Raw genomic sequence first — 20,064 nt, 5'->3', positions numbered from 1 at the left:
GCGTCCGCTCGTGGTCACATCATCGCTGCACGACCACCTTGCCCACCGTGTGACCGGACTCGACCAGGCGGTGCGCTTCGCGGAACGTCGCGGCATCCCATCCCTGCAGCACGGTCTGCGCGGTCGAGGTGACGCGACCGGCGTCGACGAGGTCCGCGACGGCATCCAGCAGCTCGTGCTGCCTGATCATGTCGGGCGTGCGCTGCACCGGGCGCGTGAACATGAACTCCCAATGCCAGGAGAGGCTCTTCGCCTTGAGCACGTCGAAGTCGACGTCCTTGCCGGAGTCGATCGCCACGATCGCACCGAACGACTTCAGCAGCCGTGCGTAGTCCGCCGCACGCCCGGCGCTGTGAGCCGTGAAGATCCAGTCCACGCCATCCGGCTCGGCGTCGAGGGTCTCGCCGACCAGGTCGGCGTGGTGGTCGACGGTCGCCGCTGCTCCCAGTGAGCGTGCCCAGCGAACGTTCTCTTCGCCCGACGCTGTTGCGATGGTGCGTACGCCGGGCAGGAGCTCGCGCACGAGCTGGAGCATGATCGACCCCACGCCGCCGGTTGCGCCCACGACGAGCAGCGCGCCTCGACTGTCAGCGGTCAGTGCGAGCTTGTCGAACAGCGACTCCCACGCCGTGATGGTGGTGAGCGGCAACGCTGCGGCCTCGGCGAATCCCAGCGACGACGGCTTGCGCCCGACGATGCGCTCGTCGACGAGCTGAAGATCGGCATCCGACCCCTGACGGTCGATCTGGCCTGCCCACCACACCTCGTCACCCGGACGGAACAGCGTCACCTGACTTCCGATGGCGCGGACCACCCCTGCTCCGTCGAAGCCGAGAACGCGAGGCGCGTCGAGTGCCGGACTGGCCGCGCGTTGCTTGACGTCGACCGGGTTGACGGATGCCGCCCGCACCTCCACCAGCACATCGTGCGGCGCGGGCTCCGGGTCCGCCAGCTCGACGTCGACGAGGCTGCGCTCGTCGTCGATGGGCAGACCCTCGGTCAGTGCGATGGCGTGCATGCAGAACCTCCCTGCTGAGCGTTCGACAGAAACTTGCGGGTCACACGAGACGCGGCTCGATGCCCCACCGCGTCTTCAGGGTCTCGCCCGGCGCCAGCCAGGTCAGTCCCCGCGACGAGTTGAGGGCGTTCGCCGGCGCCGTCATCGGCTCGATCGCGACGGCGACGTCGCCCGAGGGCAGGGTGGCGAACGAACGATGCGTGAACGCCTGCACATAGCCGTAGGAGTCGTCGACCCACAGCACCACCGAGCGGCCGTCCGGCGCGGTCAGCGAGTGCTCGGCGCGTCCGTCGCGGTGCTTCACACCGCCGAACCCGGTGTCCAGGTGAAGGTCTCCGACACGTCGGCCACTGCGCAGGTCGAACTCCGTGCCGTCGACCGGACTCTCGCCGATCACGTTCATCCGCTCGTCCACCTCGAAGTGAGTGGTGGCCTCGAGCCGCAGCATGAGGTCGGCGGTCGGAACGCCACCGATCTTGAGGTAGGGATGCGTGCCGATCGCGACAGGAGCATCCTTGTCGCCCGCATTGACAATGGTGTGCTCCACCGTGAGTCCGTCCGCGCTCACGCTGTAGCGCACGCTGGTGTCGAGCAGGAACGGATACCCGAGCTGCGGGTACACGCTCGCAGAGAGCGTGACCGAGTCCTTCGTGCGCATCACCAGGAGGTAGGGCGAATACCGCAACAGCCCGTGGATCGCATTGCCGCGTGCCGGCTCGGTCACCGCAAGCTTCTGCTCGCTGACGGAGCCGGACTCGTCGCGCCACCACCACGTGGCATCCGCCACCCGGTTGGGCCACGGCACGAGCACGCTTCCGCAGCCCGACGGCGTCGCCATCGACTCGGGATAGGGCTCGGTGACGTCGATGCCGCCGACGGAGTACGAGCGGATGCTCGCCGCCACCTGCGTGATCGTCACCCGCGCCTGCCCCGCGGGGCTGTCGCACGTGAGCTCGTACTGGTCTCCGGTGGGGGCGCGCATGCTCCCAGCGTAGGACCGTCGCTCAGCCTGTGGGGGCGGTGCGAACGACACGGGCATGCGCGGCGCGGAGGGCGCGCAGAGCACGGGCATCCGCGGACGCACCGAGGTAGACCGCCTCGAAGTCCGCCAGTTCGCCGATGCGGCCCAGGTGCACCTGACCGGCCTTCGAGCCGTCCGCCAGCACGACGGCACGAGCGGATGCCTGCACCATCTCGCGCTTCAGCTCCGCCTCCGGCAGGTTGATGTTGGTGACGCCGGCGCGAGCATCCACCCCGTTGCAGCCGATGAACGCGAGATCGGCGTGAACGTGCGTGAACATGAGCGAGGCCAGCGGCGCCACGAGCGAGTGCTGCAGCGGGCGGAGGGTGCCGCCGGTCACGATCACCTGCACGCGCGGAACGGCGTTCTCCAGTTCGAGCGCGATCGTGAGCCCGTTCGTGATGACGGTGACGTCGTAGAGGTCTTCCCGGCGCACCAGTTCCCGGGCGAGCGCCATGCAGGTGCTGCCCACGTCGACGATCACGCTCATGCCGGGCTCGACGAGCTCGACCGCGCGGCGCGCGATCGTCAGCTTCTCGTCGGCAGAGCTCTCCAGCGCCTCCTCGAACGAACGCTCGTGCAACGGCCCGGTGACCCTGGGCATCGCTCCCCCGTGCACGCGCCGGATGCCCTGGGTCCCCTCGAGCACCGCGAGATCGGCTCGGACCGTCACCTCCGAGACCCCGAAGGTGTCGCTCAGCTCGCCGACCCGCACGAATCCGCGATCGCCGATGAGCCCCAGCATGCGCTGACGCCGAATGGTCGCCGGAGCGCCGGCGTCGCGTACGGCACCGGCGGTCGAACCGGGAGCGTCAACCACAGCAGCAACTTACGTTTGCTTTTGATTGGTTGTCAATCCGTAAGGTAGGGTCGTCGCGTGGGCACCATCACGAAACGCGAGTACCGCCTCGCCGACGGGCGCCAGCTCATCTACTTCGATGACGCCGACAGCACCCTGCCGGCGGACCGCGCGCCCGACCTCCGCACGCTCGATCCACGGCCGCAGACGGCGCGGATGCGCCAGGACCCGCTGACCGGCGACTGGATCTCGATCGCCGCCGCACGGCAGAACCGCGTGGTGCTCCCGCCGGCCGAGCTCGATCCGCTCGCGCCGCAGTCGGCCGGCAACCCGTCGGAGATCCCGAGCGACTACGACGTGGCCGTGTTCGAGAACAGGTCCCCGTCATTCGGTCCCGCGCTGGACGATCCGGATGCGCCGCGCAGCCTCGAGGACCTCGCGGAGGTGGGCATCGGACGCGTTCGCACCTCCGTCGGCCGATGCGAGGTGGTGTGCTTCAGCTCGGCCACCTCGGGGGCCTTCGGCAGCATCCCGGCGTCGCGGGCGCGCACCGTGATCGAGGCGTGGGCGGACCGCACCGCCGCACTCTCGGCGATAGACGGCATCCAGCAGGTCTTCCCCTTCGAGAACCGGGGCGAGGCGATCGGGGTGACGCTCGGGCATCCGCACGGGCAGATCTACGCGTACCCCTACATCACACCCCGCACGCAGCGGCTGCTCGCCTCGGTTGAGGCGTACGGGCCGACGCTGTTCGGCGACATCCTCGACTTCGAGCGGGCGGGCGAGCGGATGCTCCTGGCCGGCGCGCACTGGAGCGCTTACGTTCCGTTCGCGGCAAGGTGGCCGCTGGAGGTGCATCTCGTGCCGCACCGGCAGGTGCCCGATTTCGCTGGCACGACGGATGCCGAGCGCGACGAGCTCGCGACGCTCTACCTGCGCCTGCTGCGCGGCGTCGACCGGCTCTACGACACCCCCACCCCCTACATCGCGGCCTGGCATCAGGCGCCGGTGAACGTGCACCGCGGTGACGTGCGGCTGCACCTGCAACTCACCTCGCCGCGTCGGGCGGCCGACAAGCTGAAGTTCCTGGCCGGCAGCGAAGCGGCCATGGGAGCATGGGTCGGCGATGTGCCGCCGGAGCGGCAGGCGGAATCATTGCGCACGGCGATCGCGCTGGCAGACAAGGAGAACCCGGTATGACCGACCTCGTCGCGGCTGCTCGCGCGCGCTTCACCGAGCTCTTCGGGCACGCTCCGCAGGGCGTCTGGTCGGCGCCGGGCCGGGTGAACCTGATCGGTGAGCACACGGACTACAACGACGGGTTCGTGTTCCCGTTCGCCATCGACCGGCGCACGGTCGGCGCGCTCGCGCTGCGCGACGACCGGGCGATCCGCGTCGCGTCGTCGTTCTCCGACCGCGTCGTCGAGACGTCGCTGTCCGACATCGGGCCCGGCGGCCAGCGCGGCTGGCAGAACTACCCGCTCGGCGTGGCCTGGGCGCTGGGTCAGCTCGGCGCCGATCTCGACGCCGTTCCGGGCTTCGACCTCTACCTCGACTCCGCCGTTCCGGTGGGCGCGGGCCTGTCGTCGTCGGCCGCCATCGAGTCCGCAGCGGCAGTGGCGCTCAACGACGTGTGGCGGCTCGACCTGGATCGCAAGACGCTCGTCAAGGCCGGGCACATCGCCGAGAACGAGGTGGTCGGCGCACCCACGGGCATCCTCGACCAGTCGGCGTCGCTGCTCGGCCGTGCAGACAGCGGCATCTTCATCGACTGCCGCAGCTTCGAGACCGACGTCATCCCGCTCGGGTTCGACGAGGCGGGGCTCGAGGTGCTCGTGATCGACACCAAGGTGGAACACGAGCACGCTGATGGCGGATATGCCGCGAGACGGGCATCCTGCGAGGCAGGTGCCAGAGAGCTCGGCGTGGAGTCGCTGCGAGAGGTTTCGATCGCGGACCTTCCGCGGGCGCGTGAGGTGCTCGACGGCGAGACGTTCCGTCGCGTGCGGCACGTCGTCACCGAGAACCAGCGCGTTCTCGACACGGTGCGCACGCTGCGGGAGCAGGGCCCGCGGGCGATCGGCGACTTGATGGATGCCTCGCACCGCTCCCTGCGCGACGACTTCGAGGTGTCCGTTCCGCAGCTCGACCTCGCCGTGGAGATCTCGCAGAACTACGGCGCCATCGGCGCCAGGATGACCGGAGGCGGCTTCGGGGGATCCGCGATCGCGCTGGTGCCGCACGAGCTGGTGTCCCAGGTGGAGGCATCCGTCGACGCGGCGTTCGCCGAGCACGGCTACGCCCAGCCCGACCTGTTCGCGGTCGTGCCGTCGGCCGGAGCTTCGCGCGACGAGTAGCTGCGGCGGCGCGTTCGCGCCGCCGCAACAGGCAGGAATGCGCTTGCCACGCGAGAACAGGCACGACCTGCCTGTTCTCGCGCGATCTGCCTGTTCTGGGCCAGAACAGTGGCTTGCGACCGGCCAGGGCGGGCAGACTGGGGGCATGTCTGCGCATCCGGATGCCCGCCTGACCGCTCTGCCATCGTTGGTTTCGGGGGCCGATCGTCCGCGCCCGGAGGTGGCGGACTCCGCGTGGGCCGCACCGGGCTCCCACCTGATCGGCGCCGTCACCCTGCGGGAGCGTGCGAGCGTCTGGTACAACGCCGTGCTGCGGGCCGACAACGAGCCGATCGTCATCGGTGAGCGGTCGAACATCCAGGACAATTGCTCGTGCCACGTCGACACGGGCTTCCCCCTCACGCTCGGCTCGGGAGTCTCGGTCGGGCACAACGCTGTACTGCACGGCTGCACGATCGAAGACGACGTGCTGATCGGCATGCACGCCACCGTGATGAACGGAGCGGTGATCGGCGCCGGATCGCTCGTCGCCGCGGGGGCCCTGGTCACTGCGGGAACGATCGTGCCGCCGCGGTCGCTCGTGGCCGGCGTGCCCGCGAAGGTGCGGCGTGAGCTGAGCGACGAAGAGGTTGCGGGCATCCGTCACAACGCCGAGGTGTACCTCGAACACCTCGAGTTGCATCGCACTGGAACGCGGATCTGAACGCCTCGGACTCGATCTGCAATCCGACTCCAACTCGGCTCGACCTCCAACTCCACTCCACCCCGACTCGAAGGAGACGGCATGACCAACCTCGCCGCTGTAATGACCGCGCTTGAAACGATCCAGATCCAGGAGAGACCAGAGCCCGAACCGGGCCCGGGGGAGGCGGTGGTCGCGATCCGCGCGGTCGGCGTCTGCGGATCCGATGTCTCGTTCTTCCGCTATGGCCGCATCGGGCCCTATGTGGTCGAAGGCGACTTCATACTCGGCCACGAGGTGTCGGGCGAGGTCGTCGCCGTGGGTCAGGGCGTCACGAACGTCGTGCCGGGCGATCGCGTGGCGATCGAACCGAGCGTGCCCGATTGGACGTGCGCCCAGTGCCGCGCCGGGCGTTACCACCTGTGCCCGAACCTGCGGTTCCTCGCCACCCCTCCCGTGGATGGCGCCCTCGTGCAGAGGCTCGCCATCGATGCGCGCACGCTGTTCGTCATGCCCGAGTCGATGACCTTCGAGGAAGGGGCGATCGTCGAGCCGCTCTCGGTGGGGCTGTGGGGATGCCAGCGCGCGGGCCTGCGCCCGGGCGACGACGTGCTCGTCACCGGTGCCGGACCGGTCGGACTGCTTGCGGCCGAAGCAGCTCGTGCTCTCGGCGCCCGCACTGTGACGATCACCGACGTGGTCGAGCCACGCCTCGAACTGGCGGCGAAGCACGGGTTCGATACCGAGCTCAGCGGGTCGGGCTCCGGCTCATCGCGCAGCTTCGACGTGCTGCTCGAGTGTTCCGGCGCACCGGGCGTTCTGGCCGACGGTCTGGCCCGGCTCGGCCCTGCCGGCCGGGCAGCCGTGATCGGCATCGCCAAGCAGAACGCGGACCTGCCACTGCACACGCTGAATTGGAACGAGATCACGATCTCGATGGTGAGCCGCTACCAGAACACGTGGCCGCTCGGAATCGCGCTCATCTCATCCGGACGCGTCGACCTGAGCGGTGTGCACACGCACAGCTTCCCGCTCGCGCAGACAGCGGACGCGCTCGCGATCGGGGCGACCGACCCCACCGCGGTGAAGGCGATCATCTACCCGCAGGATGCCTAAGCGGCGCCCGGCACTGTCCGCGTCACACCGCGATCTGCTGGACATCTGGCTCGGCGATTGGTCGGTCGTCGCCGACCACTCCTGGCCCCTCCAGGAGACGGCTGTGCTCCAGGTGCGCTCACGCTCCGGAGAGCACATCGTGAAGGCCAGTGAGACGAGCCACCACATCGGCCGGGAGATCGCGGCGCATCGCGACGTGCTGAACGCGCTCCACGATCTGCCTGCGCCGCGCCTGCAGTTCGCAGACATCCAGGCGGGAATCCTGGTCACCGAATACCTTCCAGGACGGCTCCTGCTCGGAACGCCTGAGCAAGAGCACCCGGATTACTTCGAACAGGCAGGAGCGATCCTCGCCAGGCTGCAGGTTCCCGGGCCGCTTTCCGATGAGTACCTGGACGCGGTGGCGGCACGCACCCTCGACGGGATCGAACGGGCGGAGTGCCTCGTCGACGACCTGTCACGCAGACGGCTCAAGATGAAGCTGCGGAGCCTGTCAAGGCATCCGGTGCGGCTCTACTTCACCCACGGCGATTATCAGCCTCGCAACTGGCTCGTGCACGAGGGAAGAATCGCCGTCATCGACTTCGGCCGCGGAGCACAGCGCTCGTGGGTGAGCGATCTCGTGCGGCTTCGCAGCAAGGACTTCCACGACCGACCTCAACTCGAAGCCGCCTTCATGCGCGGCACGGGACGCGAACTCGACGCAGACGACCGTGCCGTGCTCGAGTTGGAGACGATGCGCGAGGCGGTCGGTACCGTGGTCTGGTCGCACGGGATCGGCGATGACGACTTCGAGGAGCACGGTCGTGTGATGATCCGCCGGCTGCTCGAGGACGACGCGTAGCCGGTGCGCCGCTACTCCCCCCGCGCGACCTCGACCTCGGTGCCCCCGGTGAGTTCGACCAGCTGCTCATAGGTGAGCGGGAAGACCGTGTGCGGATGCCCCGCCGCGGCCCAGATCTCGGGGTAAGCCTTCAGCGCAGTGTCGACCCACGTGCGCAACGGTGCGGGATGGCCGGTCGGAGCGACTCCCCCGATTACTTGTCCTGTGGCTTCGCGCACCGTCTCGGCGGATGCCCGCTTCAGCGTTCCGCCGAGCTCCTCACCCAGGTAGGCGGTGTCGACGCGGTGTCCGCCAGAGGTCATCACGAGCACAGGTTCGCCGTCGAGCGTGAACACCAGCGAGTTCGCGATGGCGCCCACCTCGGTGCCGATCGACGCGGCGGCGGCCGCCGCTGTCGGGGTGGCTTCGTCGAGCCAGCGCACCTCGCCCTGGATGCCGTGCGCCCGCAGTTCGCGTTCGACCGCTTGCACGGCCGAGTGTGACGTGTCGATGCTCATCGGTCCAGGGTATCGACAGACGCGAAGCTCAGCGCATCGCCGCGAGCACCGCGTCGACGTCGGTCACGTCGATGAGCGGCACGTAGAGGGCCATCGCGTCGAGCGCGCGACGGTGGTCGGAGTCGGTGGCGCCCGCGCAGGCATCCGCTGCGATCCTGACGTGCACACCGGCGTCGGCCGCAGGCAATGCCGTGGAGATGACGCAGCAGTCGGTGGAGACTCCGGCCAGCACGAGCTCCCGGCTTCCTCCGGTGGCTGCATCGAGTCGAGGGCCCCACTTGCCGAACGTGTTCTCCGTCACGATTGCGTGCGAGGATTCCGGCTCGTCGACCAACCGGTACAGCGGGTCGTCGTCTGGCACGAGAGCCCACGGCCACACCTCGTAGTACGCGCTCCAGGCGCCCCGCGGATGCTCCGGTGCGACGAATCGCGTGTGAACGACGCGGTCCCCGAATGCAGGCAGCAGTCGACGGATGCCCGCCCTCGCCTCCTCGAAGCGGGGCGTGAACCAGCCGCTCGCCGGGTCGCCGAAGACGTGCTGCATGTCGATGACGACGAGCCAGGGCTCGGCCTCCAGGCCGGAGCCAGTGCCCGCGCCTCGCGTTCCACTCATTCGCCTGCCTCGGCGTGCAGCCCACCCGTCGGATCGACGAGCGGGGCATCCTCCTCCGGCAACGCCTCCTGGCGGCGAACACGACCGCGACCGAACAGGATGACGCCGAGGTACCCGACCACGAGCGCGACGAGTACGCCGAGGTTCGCACCGCCCCAAATGCCCTTGGTGCCGCCGAGGCCGAACGGGCCGAGCAGGTAGCCCTGCCAGTCGAGCCAGCTCAGGCCGTAGGGGTTGATGACGAGACCCCACCCGAGCGCCGTGCCGATGACGAGCAGGGCGATGGCTAGCCAGTTCCAGCTCCCGTAGCGGCCGCGGGCATCGAAGAGGTCGCGGTCCGAGTAGCCCAGGCGGCGCAGGGTGAGGTCGGCGAGGAAGACACCGCACCAGGCCGCGATCGGCACCCCGAGCGTGATGAGGAATCCCTGGAACGGGCCGATGAAGCTCGGCGCGAAGAACACGATGTACACCGCGCCCGCGATCATGATGATGCCGTCGATGAGCGCGGCAGCAGGGCGCGGGATGCGCAGCCCTGCGCTGAGCAAGGCGATTCCTGACGAGTAGATGTCGAGAACGGCGCCGCCGATGAGGCCGAGCACGGCGACGATCGCGAACGGAATGAGAAACCACGCCGGCAGGATCGTGGTCAGTGCGCCGATGGGATCCGCTCCGATGGCCGCCGACAGCTTCTGCGACGATCCCGCAAGCATGAGACCGAAGACGAGAAGGATGACGGGTGCCAGCGACGCACCGAAAGTGGTCCACCCGACGACCCCACCGGATGAGGATGTGCGCGGCAGGTAGCGCGAGTAGTCGGCGGCGGCCTGCACCCAGCCGAGCCCGAATCCGGTCATCATGAACACGAATCCGCCGATGAGCTTGGGCAGATCCCCGGAGGGTAGTTCGGCGAGCTTCGTGAAGTCGATGTGACCGGCCACCAAGACGATGTAGACGATGGTCAGCACGGCCGTCGCGATGGTGATGATCACCTGCAGGCGCATGATCACGTGAAAGCCGAAAACGCCGCCACCGATGACGAGCACCACGACGACGATCAGCGTGATCACCTCGGTGACCGCACCGCCGGCGCCGCCGAGCTCCTTGAAGACCGTCGTGGTGGCCAGCACGGCGAGCGCCACGAGCACGGTCTCCCAGCCAACGGTGAGCAGCCACGAGATGATCGACGGCACCTTGTTGCCGTGCACGCCGAACGCTGCACGGCTCAGCGTCAGGGTCGGAGCCGAGCCGCGCTTGCCCGCGAGGGAGATGAATCCGCAGAACAGGAACGAGACGACGATTCCGAGGATGCCCACGATGGTCGCCTGCCAGAACGAGATGCCGAAGCCGAGCAGGAACGAGCCGTAGCTCACACCGAGCACCGAAACGTTGGCCGCGAACCACGGCCAGAACAGGCCGCGCGGGCGGCCACGGCGCTCCGCCTCGTCGATGGAGTTCAGCGCGTTCAGCTCGATCGACATCGCACTCGGGCGAGACGCATCGGGGCCGGACGCGCCGGGGTCGGATCCGTGGGCGCGATCGTCGAGGGCGGTCATGGCCTGGAATCTAGCGCAGGGACGTCACCAGCGGTAGCGCCGCGCTCGGTCGCCTCGCTCGCGCGACCGCTGCTTCCGCCTACACTTCCGTCGAGGAATGTCGGCGGCATGCGGCACGATCGCAGCATGCAGATACAGCTCGCCATGGTCGTGCTCGAGGTGCGCGACCTGGATGCCTCGATCGCGTTCTACCGCCGCCTCGGTCTCGAGATCCCGGATCCCGCTGGCGATCGGCCCATCGTCATCCACCGCATGCCGAGCGGGGTGAGCCTGCTCCTCACGACCAGCTTCGCCTCGGTCTACGATCCGAACTTCGAACGTCCGTCGGGCGGCTACCAGCAGCTCCTCGAGTTCTACGTCGGCGAGGATGCGCTGGTCGACAGTGTGTGGGCCGAGCTCACCGGCGCCGGCTACCACGGCCGGATGCCGCCCACCAAGACCGCGGGACCTTACGCCGCGATGGTCGACGACCCGGACGGCAACGTGATCCTGCTGACATCCGATGAGGCGGCCAGCCCCGACGCCGGCTGATCAGTCGGTCGCCTCGGTCCACACGTCGGTGCGGGTAGCAGCAGCCTCGCTCCGTCGGGCGGCCGCGCCGTGCCACCAGAGCAGTCCGAAGCCGATGAGCGGCAGAAGGATGTCGGTGTACAGAATCGAGCCCGCGTTTCCTTCGGCCGTGTTCCCGGTGGTCGCGATCTGGTAGATATGTCCGGCGGCCGCACCCCAGAGGAATACCGCAGGACCGACCAGCGCCACGAACTTCACGAGCAGACTGCGCCGCCGCGAGAACGCTATGAAGCCGACCACCGCGAAACCGAGGCTCGCGAACGCTACCTCCAGCTGGAACGGGCTCTGCGCCCAGCCGATCACCTTCGCCGTGAAATCGCCGAAGACGCTGTGCATAAGGAAGTTGTAGGCGTAGGCCACGCCGACGGACAGCAGCAGGAACTGATCGAGGAACGCTCCGCTCACGAAACCCGGCTCGTGCCGGTGTCGTGAGGCCAGCGAGATGATTCCCGCGGTGATCAAGCCGACGATGAACAGTGTGACTGGCATGTTGCTGAAGATCAGCGTGATCGCAGCCGTCATGAACGCTTGCACGATGCCCCCTTGAGTGCGCCGCCGTCAGCGCACATGGCGGCGGCACTTCAGGCACAGCGTAATCGTCGGCAAAATCCGCCGAACACCCCCAGATCGCGGGGATGCCTATGCGCGCTCCGCGGCCTCCACCACGTTCGTCATGAGCAGGGCGACGGTCATCGGCCCGACCCCACCGGGGTTGGGCGAGAGCCAGCCCGCGACATCTTCCACCCCCGGCGCCACGTCGCCGTACACCTTCGACTTGCCGGTCTCGGGGTCGTCCTCGCGGGTCACCCCGACGTCAAGCACGGCCGCGCCGGGCTTGACGTCTTCGGGGCGCACGAGGTGCTTCACTCCCGCTGCCGCCACGATCACATCGGCCTGCCGCAGGTAGAACGGCAAGTCACGGGTACCCGTGTGCGTGAGCGTCACGGTCGCGTTGATCGCCCGCCGGGTAAGGAGCAGGCCGATCGAGCGTCCGATCGTCACGCCGCGCCCGACGACGACGACGTGTTTCCCCTTGAGGTCGTAGTCGTTGCGCAGCAGCAGCTCGATCACGGCGCGCGGCGTGCAAGGCAGGGGCGTCTCAATGGGCGCGTTCACGTTGAGCACGAGCCGGCCGAGGTTGGTCGGGTGCAGGCCATCGGCATCCTTCGCTGGATCGATGCGCTCGAGGATGGCGTCGGTGTCGAGGTGCTTCGGCAGCGGCAGTTGCACGATGTAGCCGTGGCACGCCGGATCCGCATTCAGGCGGTCGACGGCTGCTTCGACATCCTCCTGCGTGGCATCCGCGGGGAGCTCGATCTGGATCGAGTTCATGCCTATCGCCTGCGACTGGCGGTGCTTCATGCCGACGTAGAGCTGCGACCCGGGGTCGGCGCCGACGAGCACAGTGGCAATGCCGGGGACGATGCCTCGTTCCTTCAGCGCGGCGACGCGTTCGGCGAGTTCCTGCTTGATGGCGGCCGCCGTGGCCTTGCCATCGAGACGTGTTGCAGTCACCTTGATGTCTCCTCTGCCGTCCGAGCGAGCGCAGCTCGCTCGGCGCTGGCGTCGAGGCGAAGGTCCACCGGACCTTCGCCCCTAGCTCCAGCGCGCAAGCCTCAGCCCTCGATCGAGGACGCGAGTTCGACCTGCTCGACCGGGAACCCGGACGGGCCGAGTCCCGGGTAGAGCGGGAAGGCATCCGTCAGCTTCCGCACGCGGGCACGAAGCGCCGGGATGTCGGCGTCCTGCTTCAACGCCAGCGCGATCACGTCGGCCACCTCGGTGAACTCGGCGCCGCCGAATCCACGGGTTGCGAGCGCAGGCGTGCCGATGCGCAGGCCGGAGGTCACCATCGGCGGGCGCGGGTCGAACGGCACGGCGTTCTTGTTCACGGTGATGCCGACCTCGTGCAGGCGGTCCTCCGCCTCCTTGCCGGTGAACTCGGACGTGCGCAGGTCGACGAGCACGAGGTGCACGTCGGTGCCGCCGGTGAGCACGTCGACACCCGCCTCCTTGGCATCCGCCGCCGTCAGTCGCTCAGCGAGGATCTGCGCGCCACGTACCGTGCGCTCCTGGCGGTCGCGGAACTCGTCGGTCGCCGCGAGCTTGAACGCCGTGGCCTTCGCGGCGATCACGTGCATGAGCGGGCCGCCCTGCTGGCCGGGGAACACGTTCGAGTTGAGCTTCTTGGCGATGTCGGCGTCGTTGCTCAGGATGAAGCCGGAGCGCGGGCCGCCGATCGTCTTGTGCACGGTCGAGCTGGTGACGTGCGCGTACGGCACGGGAGACGGGTGGATGCCCGCGGCGACGAGGCCGGCGAAGTGCGCCATGTCGACCCAGAGCGTCGCACCCACCTCGTCGGCGATCTCGCGGAACGCGGCGAAGTCGAGGTGCCGCGGATACGCGGACCATCCGGCGATGATCACCTTGGGCTTGTGCTCGAGCGCCTTCTCCCGCACCACGTCCATGTCGACGCGGAACGTCTGCGGGTCGACGCCGTACGAGGCGACGTTGTAGAGCTTGCCGGAGAAGTTGAGCCGCATGCCGTGCGTGAGGTGGCCGCCGTGCGCGAGCTCGAGTCCGAGGATCGTGTCGCCCGGCTGCGCGATCGCGCTGAGCACGGCGGCGTTGGCTGATGCCCCGGAGTGCGGCTGCACGTTCGCGTACTCGGCACCGAACAGCGACTTGGCACGCTCGATGGCGAGGTTCTCGGCGATGTCGACGAACTCGCATCCGCCGTAGTAGCGACGGCCCGGGTAGCCCTCCGCGTACTTGTTCGTCAGCACCGAGCCCTGCGATTCGAGCACGGCCCGCGGCACGAAGTTCTCGCTCGCGATCATCTCGAGGTAGTCGCGCTGGCGACCGAGCTCGAGGTTCAGCACCTCGGCGATCTCGGGGTCGACCTCGGCCAGCGGCGCGTTGAAGGTGGGCGAAACGGTCATGCGGGGCTCCTTGCCTTTCGTGAGGCGGACGTCATCACGTGTCATCGCGTCGGCCCAGGCGCGCGGCCGAATCCGCCTTCGAATCTCGCAAGGTCAGGAGTCGCTCCCCGATGGTGAACCATCCGCGACGGATGCCGGATGCCCGGCCCACGTCGATACGCCAGTTGCGACTTTTCCAGCATACCGTGGCGCTGGGGCTACGCGGCGTCGCGTGCGGCGACGAACGCGGCGACGCACCGGCGCACCTGATCGGGTGTGTGCGCGGCGGAGAGCTGCACGCGGATGCGCGCCTTGCCGACGGGAACGACCGGGTAGCTGAACGCGGTGACGTACACGCCGTGGCGTTGCATCTCTTCGGCGATGCGTGCGGTGAGCGCGGCATCGCCGAACATGACGGGCACGATCGGATGCTCGCCGGACAGCAGCTCGAACCCCGCCTCCGTCATCAGCGAACGGAACAGCTGCGCGTTCTCCCTCAGTCGCACGCGGGCGTCGTCGGAGTTCTCGATGAGGTCGAGCGCGGCGAGGGTTCCGGCGACGATCGCAGGCGCCAGCGAGTTGGAGAACAGGTACGGCCGGGAGCGCTGGCGCAGCAGGTCGACGATCTCCTTCCGGGCGGAGACGTAGCCGCCGGATGCCCCGCCGAGCGCCTTGCCGAACGTTCCGGTGCGCACGTCCACACGGTCCTCGACGCCGCAGAACTCGGGTGTGCCCCGGCCGTGTTCGCCGACGAAGCCGACGGCGTGCGAGTCATCGACGATGACAAGAGCGTCGTACTTCTCGGCGAGGTCGCAGATGCCTTCGAGCGGGGCGATGTAGCCGTCCATGGAGAACACGCCGTCGGTGACGATGGCGCGGAAGCGGGCATCCTGCGACGCCTTCAGCTGCTCCTCGAGGTCGGCGAGATCCCGGTTGCGGTAACGCAGTCGCCTCGCCTTGCAGAGCCGGATGCCGTCGATGATCGACGCGTGGTTCAGCTCGTCGGAGATGATCGCGTCTTCGGCGCCCAGCAAAACCTCGAACAGGCCGCCGTTCGCGTCGAAGCACGACGAGTACAGGATCGTCGCCTCCGTACCGAGGAACTCCGACACTCGCCGCTCCAGCCGGAGGTGCTGCTCCTGGGTGCCGCAGATGAACCGCACACTCGCCAGCCCGTAGCCCCATTCCTGCAGGGCCTCAGTGGCGGCATCCACCAGCACGGTGCTGTCGGCGAGACCGAGGTAGTTGTTGGCGCAGAAGTTGAGCACCTCCTGGCCGTCCGCGTCGATCTCGGCGCTCTGCGGACCGCGGATGCCCCGCTCCCGCTTCGTCAGCCCCGCCGCCTCGATCTCCGCGAGCTCGCCAGCCAGGTGCTCCTTGATCGCTCCATACATGTGCTCCGCTCTCCTTCCGTCACCCGTTCCTACAGCTGCGTCCAGTCCAGGATGACCTTGCCACCGTGGGCGGATGCCGCAGCCTCGAACCCGCGCTCCCACTCGGTGGCGGGCATCCGCTCCGAGATGATCGAGCCGATCGCCTCGCGCAGCACCGAACTGGTCTGCAGCATGGCGCCCATCGCATTCCAGGTCTCGAACATCTCACGCCCGTAGATGCCCTTGAGCGTGAGCATGTGGGTCACCACGATGCCCCAGTCGATGGCGATGGCGCCGGTCGGCAGACCCAGCATGGCGATGCGGCCGCCGTGGTTCATGTTCTCGATCATCTGCGGCAGCGCGCTCGGCGCGCCGCTCATCTCGAAGCCCACGTCGAATCCCTCGCGCATCTGGAGGGCCTCCTGCGCGCTGCGGATCGTGCTCTTCGACACGTCGACCGCGAGATCCGCACCCATCCGGGTCGCCATCGCGAGCCGGTCCGGACTGATATCGGTGGCGACGATGAACCGCGCACCCACGTGACGAGCGATCGCGACCGCCATCAGCCCGATCGGACCGCAACCCGTCACCAGAACGTCCTCACCGACCAGCGGGAACGCCAGCGCCGTATGCACGGCGTTACCCAGCGGATCGAAGATGGCGCCGACATCCGGATCGATCGACTCGTGATGCACCCACACGTTCGTGCCTGGCAGGGTGAGGTACTCGGCGAACGCTCCATCGCGCTGCACGCCGAGGCCCTTGGTACGGATGCACATCTGCCTGCGCCCCGCACGGCAGTTGCGGCACATGCCGCACACGATGTGCCCCTCGCCCGAGACGAGGTCGCCGACCTGCACCTCGTGCACGAGCGGCCCCACCTCGACCACCTCACCGAAGAACTCGTGACCCGGGATGAGCGGAGCCGCCACCGCTGACGCCGCCCAGTCATCCCAACGCCGGATGTGCAGATCCGTGCCGCAGATGCCGGTGCGCAGCACCCGGATCTTCACCTCATCCTCCGCCGGCACCGGCTCCGGCCGGTCGACCAGTTCCAGTCCCGGGCCGGCCTGTGCCTTGTAGAGCGCCTTCACGCCGTCGTCCTCCTTCGCACACGTGCGGAACGTCGCACAAACATCCTCTGGTCTATCTCATCGCGCGACGCCCGGTCGCGCGATCGGCTCAGTCACGCACAAGCCGTGTGTTGATCGCCTCGCGCACGCTCAGATAGTGCACGGGATCCGCGGTGAAGCGGTCGAAACGCAGCGTGCCGTCCGGGTCGATGAGCTCCGTCACCGCTTCGACCCCGTCGCGCTCGCGCAGGGCTTGCATGGCCCGATGATCGGCCATGGCCTGTGCGAAGACCCGGTACCTGATCGAGGGCAACGGATGCCCGTGCTCGCCCGGATACACGACAAAAGGGTCTCCGCCCGGGAAGGCGCCGCCTGAGGTCGTGTCCCGGAACGGGTCGATGAGCCGCAGCGAGTGCCAGGAGTAATAGAAGTTGAATCCCCAGTGCAGGAAGCCCTGGATTCCGAACCGGAACAGCTGGTGCCCGATCACGCGGTTCCTGGCGGAGGGCAGCGCGAAGAACCGGTTCGCCACGTCGCGATCCTGCGAGACGCAGTAGTACGCCCACAGCTCGTCCGGACGATTGTCGAGGAAGGGCGTGATCGCGTCGGTCGCGACGACCGGAACGGGGACGGCACCGCTCTCGTAGTACGCGAAGTCGCTCAGCGCGTCGACGATGCGGCGTCCCGCGAGCAGGTCGGCGACGACGTCCTTCGCGGCGAGGTAGTTCGTCAGCTGCTCGTCGCCGTGCGGCTCGTCGGAGATATGGAAGACGACCCTGTCGATATCGGCGTGCTCGTCGAGCACCTCCAACAGCTGTGGAAGAAGCTGTTCGAGGAACGTCCGGTACCTCGGATCGGTCGCCGCGACGTCCCATCCGAACAGCCGGACGGTCTCGCCGTCGCGGCGTCCGTAGACGGCCGGCGTGAACGCCGCGCCCCACTGGGTGAACAGATGGGCGACCTCGACGCCACGGATGCCGTTGCGCCGGCAGAGGTCGATCCACCTCACGAGCCGCTCGAAGCGGAAACGGAACGTGCCGTCGCCGGTATCCTCCACATCGACCAGCTGAACCGGAGTGCGATAGTGGCCGACCCCGGTATCGAGCGGAGGGGTCCACACGGGTGCGAGCAACGAATTGACACCCATACCCGACGCGGATGCGACGAAGCGCTCGAGCAGCTCCCAGTGCTCCTCGCCGAAGACCGGAACGCGGTAATGGTCGGCGATCGCATCCGCGTGCAGCCAGTGGCTGTTCACGATGTCGAGCTCGGGCAGCCGGAGCGGCAGGACCGTGACGGTGACGTCGTCGCGGTACAGCTCCCTGCCCTCGCCGTCGCGTACCACGACGGCGAGGGTATGGATGCCCGCCCTCGCCTCATCGTCGGAAATCACGTCGAACCACACGGCACGCCAATTGCCGAACATCGGCCACAGCTCGCCCTCGTCGAGCGGTGCGAGCAGGTCGGGGAAGAGCCCGGGCGCGTCGCGATCGTACCCGTTGTCGTGTCCGGGGAAGGCGGGCAGCACACAGGGCACGAGCTCGACGCGATGCACGGTCACGAGGTCGGCCGATGGTCCCTCGACGCTCAGGTGCAGCGGAGAGGGATCGCGGAAGGCCGTGCTCACCGGGGGCCGGTATGCCAGCTGGAACGAGGCGGTCTCCCCCAGAGTGACGCTCAACGGCACCTCGCGCGACCACGGCCGCGGCGGGGCATCCGGGTACACCTTCTCGAGCGAGTCGCACAGCACGAAGCTCCACTCGTGCGGGCGCCCCGTCGTCTCCGCTGTCATCACTTCAGCCCGCTGCGGCCGATGCCGGCCACCACTCGCTTCTGCAGCACGATGAACAGGATGAGGATCGGCAGCATCGCCATGAGGCTCGCCGCCATCAGCACCGGGTAGTTGTTCGTGTGAACCCCCTGCAGGTTCGCGAGTCCGACGCTCAGCGGTGCGGTCCCGGCGCTCGAGGTGACGATCAGCGGCCACATCAGATCGTTCCACGACCACAGCACCGTGATGATTCCGAGCGCCCACAGCCCGTTCGACGCGAGCGGCAGCATGATGTTCCAGAAGATGCGGAACGAGCTCGCGCCGTCGATGCGCGCGGCATCCTCCAGCTCCTGCGGCAGCCCCATGAAGAACTGCCGCATCAGGAACGTGCCGAACGCGCTGAACACGCCGGGCGCCGCGATGCCGATCACGGTGTTGAGCCAGCCCAGGCCCTGGATGATCTGATACTGCGGGATCAGGTAGATCTGCGCCGGCACCATGATGATCGACAGGATGATGCCGAGGATGATCCCCTTCGCCGAGAACCGCATGCGCGCGAACGCGTACCCGGCGATCGAGCACAGCAAGAGCTGGCCGACGAGGCGGACACCCGTGATCGCGACGGTGATCCAGAGCTCCTGTCCGAACGGCATCTGCGCGAAGACATCCGTGTAGTTGTGCCATTGGAACACGCCGGGCCAGAAGGTGGGCGGCGCGCTTTCGACCTGCTGGCTCGTCGACAGCGACATGATCACCTGATAGATCAGCGGCGAGACCATGACGATGCCGCCGATCAGCAGCACCGTGTGGGCGCCCCAGTTGGACTGCGTGCGCCCGCGACCTCTCGTGACCTCTCGCTGGCGCGTCGAGTCGCCGGTGACCACGGCGACCGTCGTGAGGTTCTCAGACATAGTTGACCCACCTCCGCTGCAGCCGGAACTGCACAGCTGTCAGCACCGCGATGATCGCGAGGATCAGGATGCCGATGGCGCAGGCGTATCCCTCGTTGTTCTGGATGAACGCCTCGTTGTAGAAGATGTAGACGATGCTCTGCGTCTGCGGCATCGCGAGGTTGGCCTTGCCGAGCATGACGTACAGCAGGTCGAACAGCTGAAAGCCGTTCACCACAGTCATGATCATCACGAAGAAGATGCTCGGGGTGAGCAGCGGCACGGTGATGCTGCGGAACTGCCGGAACCGCGATGCCCCGTCCACCTGGGCTGCCTCGTAGAGCTCCTGCGGAATCTCCCGCAGGCCGGCACTGATGATGATGAGGTTGAACCCCAGAGACATCCAAAGACCGACGATGGCGACGGCGACGAGTGCGAAACCCGGCGTCGCCAGCCAATACGGCCCCTTGATGCCCACCAGGGAGAGAAGCCAGTTGATGGGGCCGAAGTCGCCGTTGAAGATCAGCCGCCACACGATTCCCACCGCCGCCGGCATTGTCACGTAAGGGATGAAGTAGAGAGTGCGGTAGAGCGCACGGAACCGCATGCCGGGCCGCTCGATGAGCGAGGCGAGTCCGATCGCGATCGGGATGCCGAGCAGCACGATCACCGTGTAGATCGCAGTGTTGAGGATGGAGCGCGGGATCTGCGGATCCGTGAACAGCTGCGCGTAGTTCGCCAGGCCGGTGAACGTCGAGCCTCCGAAGACGCCCACGGTGGTGAAGCTCAGGTAGAAGGTCTTGACGATCGGCCAGAGGTAGAACACGGCGACGCCGAAGAGCGTCGGCACGATGAAGATCCACGGCCACGGCCCGTCGGGCAGCAGCCGGCGGAGCCCGGCCGACGATCTCGCCGACCCGGTCCTCGCCGCCTCCGCCGTGACCTCAGCGGTTGAGGTGCTCATCG

20 protein-coding genes and 1 riboswitch are annotated in these 20,064 nt (G+C 67.9%); of the genes, 6 read left to right on the top strand and 14 right to left on the bottom strand.

Annotation, left to right across the window (positions count from 1 at the left end; translation table 11 throughout):
* Positions 1–19: 19 nt before the first annotated feature.
* From ACYVII_RS05385 to ACYVII_RS05375, 3 genes are read right to left on the bottom strand one after another with little or no spacing between them, the layout of a single operon-like run.
* Positions 20–1,018 carry a zinc-binding alcohol dehydrogenase family protein gene (locus tag ACYVII_RS05385; protein ID WP_460532168.1) on the bottom strand — a complete coding sequence of 333 codons (999 nt, stop codon included), beginning with the start codon at positions 1,016–1,018 and terminating at the stop codon, positions 20–22.
* 40 nt (positions 1,019–1,058) lie between these two features.
* Positions 1,059–2,000, bottom strand: a complete 942-nt coding sequence (locus tag ACYVII_RS05380) for an aldose 1-epimerase family protein (RefSeq protein WP_460532165.1) — start codon at positions 1,998–2,000, stop codon at positions 1,059–1,061.
* Positions 2,001–2,022: 22 nt separating this feature from the next.
* Complete coding sequence (locus ACYVII_RS05375; protein WP_460532162.1) at positions 2,023–2,859, bottom strand: DeoR/GlpR family DNA-binding transcription regulator; 837 nt, start codon at positions 2,857–2,859, stop codon at positions 2,023–2,025.
* Positions 2,860–2,916: 57 nt separating this feature from the next.
* On the opposite strand from ACYVII_RS05375, the gene galT reads away from it, so the two are divergent.
* The 5 genes from galT (at position 2,917) to ACYVII_RS05350 (ending at position 7,837) form a co-directional block, all read left to right on the top strand.
* The gene (gene galT, locus ACYVII_RS05370) at positions 2,917–4,038 is read left to right on the top strand and encodes a galactose-1-phosphate uridylyltransferase (RefSeq protein ID WP_460532158.1); all 1,122 of its coding nucleotides are present in this window, start codon (positions 2,917–2,919) and stop codon (positions 4,036–4,038) included.
* A complete protein-coding gene (gene galK / locus ACYVII_RS05365; protein WP_460532155.1) occupies positions 4,035–5,195 on the top strand; it encodes a galactokinase in 1,161 nt (386 codons plus the stop codon). Before galT ends, galK begins: the two co-directional genes overlap by 4 nt.
* Positions 5,196–5,340: 145 nt before the next feature.
* The gene (locus ACYVII_RS05360) at positions 5,341–5,898 is read left to right on the top strand and encodes a gamma carbonic anhydrase family protein (protein WP_460532152.1); all 558 of its coding nucleotides are present in this window, start codon (positions 5,341–5,343) and stop codon (positions 5,896–5,898) included.
* Between the two features lie 81 nt (positions 5,899–5,979).
* Positions 5,980–6,993: an NAD(P)-dependent alcohol dehydrogenase gene (locus ACYVII_RS05355; protein WP_460532149.1), complete on the top strand. Its 1,014-nt coding sequence runs from the start codon at positions 5,980–5,982 to the stop codon at positions 6,991–6,993.
* The gene (locus tag ACYVII_RS05350) at positions 6,986–7,837 is read left to right on the top strand and encodes an aminoglycoside phosphotransferase/kinase family protein (RefSeq protein ID WP_460532146.1); all 852 of its coding nucleotides are present in this window, start codon (positions 6,986–6,988) and stop codon (positions 7,835–7,837) included. Before ACYVII_RS05355 ends, ACYVII_RS05350 begins: the two co-directional genes overlap by 8 nt.
* 11 nt (positions 7,838–7,848) lie before the next feature.
* On the opposite strand, the gene ACYVII_RS05345 is transcribed toward ACYVII_RS05350, so the two are convergent.
* From ACYVII_RS05345 to ACYVII_RS05335, 3 genes are read right to left on the bottom strand one after another with little or no spacing between them, the layout of a single operon-like run.
* A complete protein-coding gene (locus ACYVII_RS05345; RefSeq protein WP_460532143.1) occupies positions 7,849–8,334 on the bottom strand; it encodes a YbaK/EbsC family protein in 486 nt (161 codons plus the stop codon).
* A 28-nt stretch (positions 8,335–8,362) separates the two neighbouring features.
* Entirely contained in the window at positions 8,363–8,947 is a 585-nt protein-coding gene (locus tag ACYVII_RS05340; RefSeq protein WP_460532140.1) for a cysteine hydrolase family protein, read from the bottom strand.
* Entirely contained in the window at positions 8,944–10,425 is a 1,482-nt protein-coding gene (locus tag ACYVII_RS05335) for a purine-cytosine permease family protein (protein ID WP_460532824.1), read from the bottom strand. Before ACYVII_RS05335 ends, ACYVII_RS05340 begins: the two co-directional genes overlap by 4 nt.
* 201 nt (positions 10,426–10,626) lie before the next feature.
* Here ACYVII_RS05335 and ACYVII_RS05330 point away from each other — a divergent pair, with 201 nt between their 5' ends.
* A complete protein-coding gene (locus tag ACYVII_RS05330; RefSeq protein WP_460532137.1) occupies positions 10,627–11,031 on the top strand; it encodes a VOC family protein in 405 nt (134 codons plus the stop codon).
* Here the strand turns inward: ACYVII_RS05330 and ACYVII_RS05325 are convergent, their stop codons facing one another.
* The 8 genes from ACYVII_RS05325 to ACYVII_RS05290 form a co-directional block, all read right to left on the bottom strand.
* Positions 11,032–11,592: a DUF6790 family protein gene (locus ACYVII_RS05325; protein ID WP_460532135.1), complete on the bottom strand. Its 561-nt coding sequence runs from the start codon at positions 11,590–11,592 to the stop codon at positions 11,032–11,034.
* Between the two features lie 117 nt (positions 11,593–11,709).
* On the bottom strand, positions 11,710–12,585 hold the full coding sequence (locus tag ACYVII_RS05320) for a bifunctional methylenetetrahydrofolate dehydrogenase/methenyltetrahydrofolate cyclohydrolase (protein WP_460532132.1): 876 nt from the start codon (positions 12,583–12,585) through the stop codon (positions 11,710–11,712).
* Positions 12,586–12,686: 101 nt separating this feature from the next.
* Positions 12,687–14,012 (bottom strand): serine hydroxymethyltransferase, encoded by a 1,326-nt coding sequence (glyA, locus tag ACYVII_RS05315; protein WP_460532129.1) that lies wholly within the window; start codon positions 14,010–14,012, stop codon positions 12,687–12,689.
* 45 nt (positions 14,013–14,057) lie between these two features.
* Positions 14,058–14,190, bottom strand: a riboswitch (ZMP/ZTP riboswitch).
* Between the two features lie 19 nt (positions 14,191–14,209).
* On the bottom strand, positions 14,210–15,385 hold the full coding sequence (locus tag ACYVII_RS05310; protein WP_460532126.1) for a PLP-dependent aspartate aminotransferase family protein: 1,176 nt from the start codon (positions 15,383–15,385) through the stop codon (positions 14,210–14,212).
* A gap of 29 nt (positions 15,386–15,414) precedes the next feature.
* Positions 15,415–16,458 carry an L-threonine 3-dehydrogenase gene (gene tdh / locus ACYVII_RS05305; protein WP_460532123.1) on the bottom strand — a complete coding sequence of 348 codons (1,044 nt, stop codon included), beginning with the start codon at positions 16,456–16,458 and terminating at the stop codon, positions 15,415–15,417.
* A gap of 88 nt (positions 16,459–16,546) precedes the next feature.
* The gene (locus ACYVII_RS05300; RefSeq protein ID WP_460532120.1) at positions 16,547–18,229 is read right to left on the bottom strand and encodes a DUF4091 domain-containing protein; all 1,683 of its coding nucleotides are present in this window, start codon (positions 18,227–18,229) and stop codon (positions 16,547–16,549) included.
* Entirely contained in the window at positions 18,229–19,119 is an 891-nt protein-coding gene (locus ACYVII_RS05295; RefSeq protein ID WP_460532117.1) for a carbohydrate ABC transporter permease, read from the bottom strand. Before ACYVII_RS05295 ends, ACYVII_RS05300 begins: the two co-directional genes overlap by 1 nt.
* On the bottom strand, positions 19,112–20,062 hold the full coding sequence (locus ACYVII_RS05290; protein WP_460532114.1) for a carbohydrate ABC transporter permease: 951 nt from the start codon (positions 20,060–20,062) through the stop codon (positions 19,112–19,114). Before ACYVII_RS05290 ends, ACYVII_RS05295 begins: the two co-directional genes overlap by 8 nt.
* Positions 20,063–20,064: the final 2 nt, after the last annotated feature.

Source organism: Humibacter ginsengiterrae, from assembly GCF_054780115.1.
The sequence above is the reverse complement of the archived record's forward strand: the minus strand, read 5'-3'. Positions and strand labels throughout refer to the sequence as shown.

Excerpts from the sequence above, each read along its gene's own strand:
- ACYVII_RS05340 (WP_460532140.1), bottom strand. The coding sequence starts at position 8,947 with ATGAGTGGAACGCGAGGCGCGGGCACTGGCTCCGGCCTGGAGGCCGAG.
- ACYVII_RS05350 (WP_460532146.1), top strand. The coding sequence starts at position 6,986 with ATGCCTAAGCGGCGCCCGGCACTGTCCGCGTCACACCGCGATCTGCTG.
- ACYVII_RS05380 (WP_460532165.1), bottom strand. The coding sequence starts at position 2,000 with ATGCGCGCCCCCACCGGAGACCAGTACGAGCTCACGTGCGACAGCCCC.
- ACYVII_RS05325 (WP_460532135.1), bottom strand. The coding sequence starts at position 11,592 with ATGACGGCTGCGATCACGCTGATCTTCAGCAACATGCCAGTCACACTG.
- ACYVII_RS05310 (WP_460532126.1), bottom strand. The coding sequence starts at position 15,385 with ATGTATGGAGCGATCAAGGAGCACCTGGCTGGCGAGCTCGCGGAGATC.
- ACYVII_RS05360 (WP_460532152.1), top strand. The coding sequence starts at position 5,341 with ATGTCTGCGCATCCGGATGCCCGCCTGACCGCTCTGCCATCGTTGGTT.
- ACYVII_RS05295 (WP_460532117.1), bottom strand. The coding sequence starts at position 19,119 with ATGTCTGAGAACCTCACGACGGTCGCCGTGGTCACCGGCGACTCGACG.
- ACYVII_RS05330 (WP_460532137.1), top strand. The coding sequence starts at position 10,627 with ATGCAGATACAGCTCGCCATGGTCGTGCTCGAGGTGCGCGACCTGGAT.
- ACYVII_RS05335 (WP_460532824.1), bottom strand. The coding sequence starts at position 10,425 with ATGTCGATCGAGCTGAACGCGCTGAACTCCATCGACGAGGCGGAGCGC.
- ACYVII_RS05300 (WP_460532120.1), bottom strand. The coding sequence starts at position 18,229 with ATGACAGCGGAGACGACGGGGCGCCCGCACGAGTGGAGCTTCGTGCTG.
- ACYVII_RS05345 (WP_460532143.1), bottom strand. The coding sequence starts at position 8,334 with ATGAGCATCGACACGTCACACTCGGCCGTGCAAGCGGTCGAACGCGAA.
- ACYVII_RS05355 (WP_460532149.1), top strand. The coding sequence starts at position 5,980 with ATGACCAACCTCGCCGCTGTAATGACCGCGCTTGAAACGATCCAGATC.
- galK (WP_460532155.1), top strand. The coding sequence starts at position 4,035 with ATGACCGACCTCGTCGCGGCTGCTCGCGCGCGCTTCACCGAGCTCTTC.
- glyA (WP_460532129.1), bottom strand. The coding sequence starts at position 14,012 with ATGACCGTTTCGCCCACCTTCAACGCGCCGCTGGCCGAGGTCGACCCC.
- ACYVII_RS05290 (WP_460532114.1), bottom strand. The coding sequence starts at position 20,062 with ATGAGCACCTCAACCGCTGAGGTCACGGCGGAGGCGGCGAGGACCGGG.
- ACYVII_RS05385 (WP_460532168.1), bottom strand. The coding sequence starts at position 1,018 with ATGCACGCCATCGCACTGACCGAGGGTCTGCCCATCGACGACGAGCGC.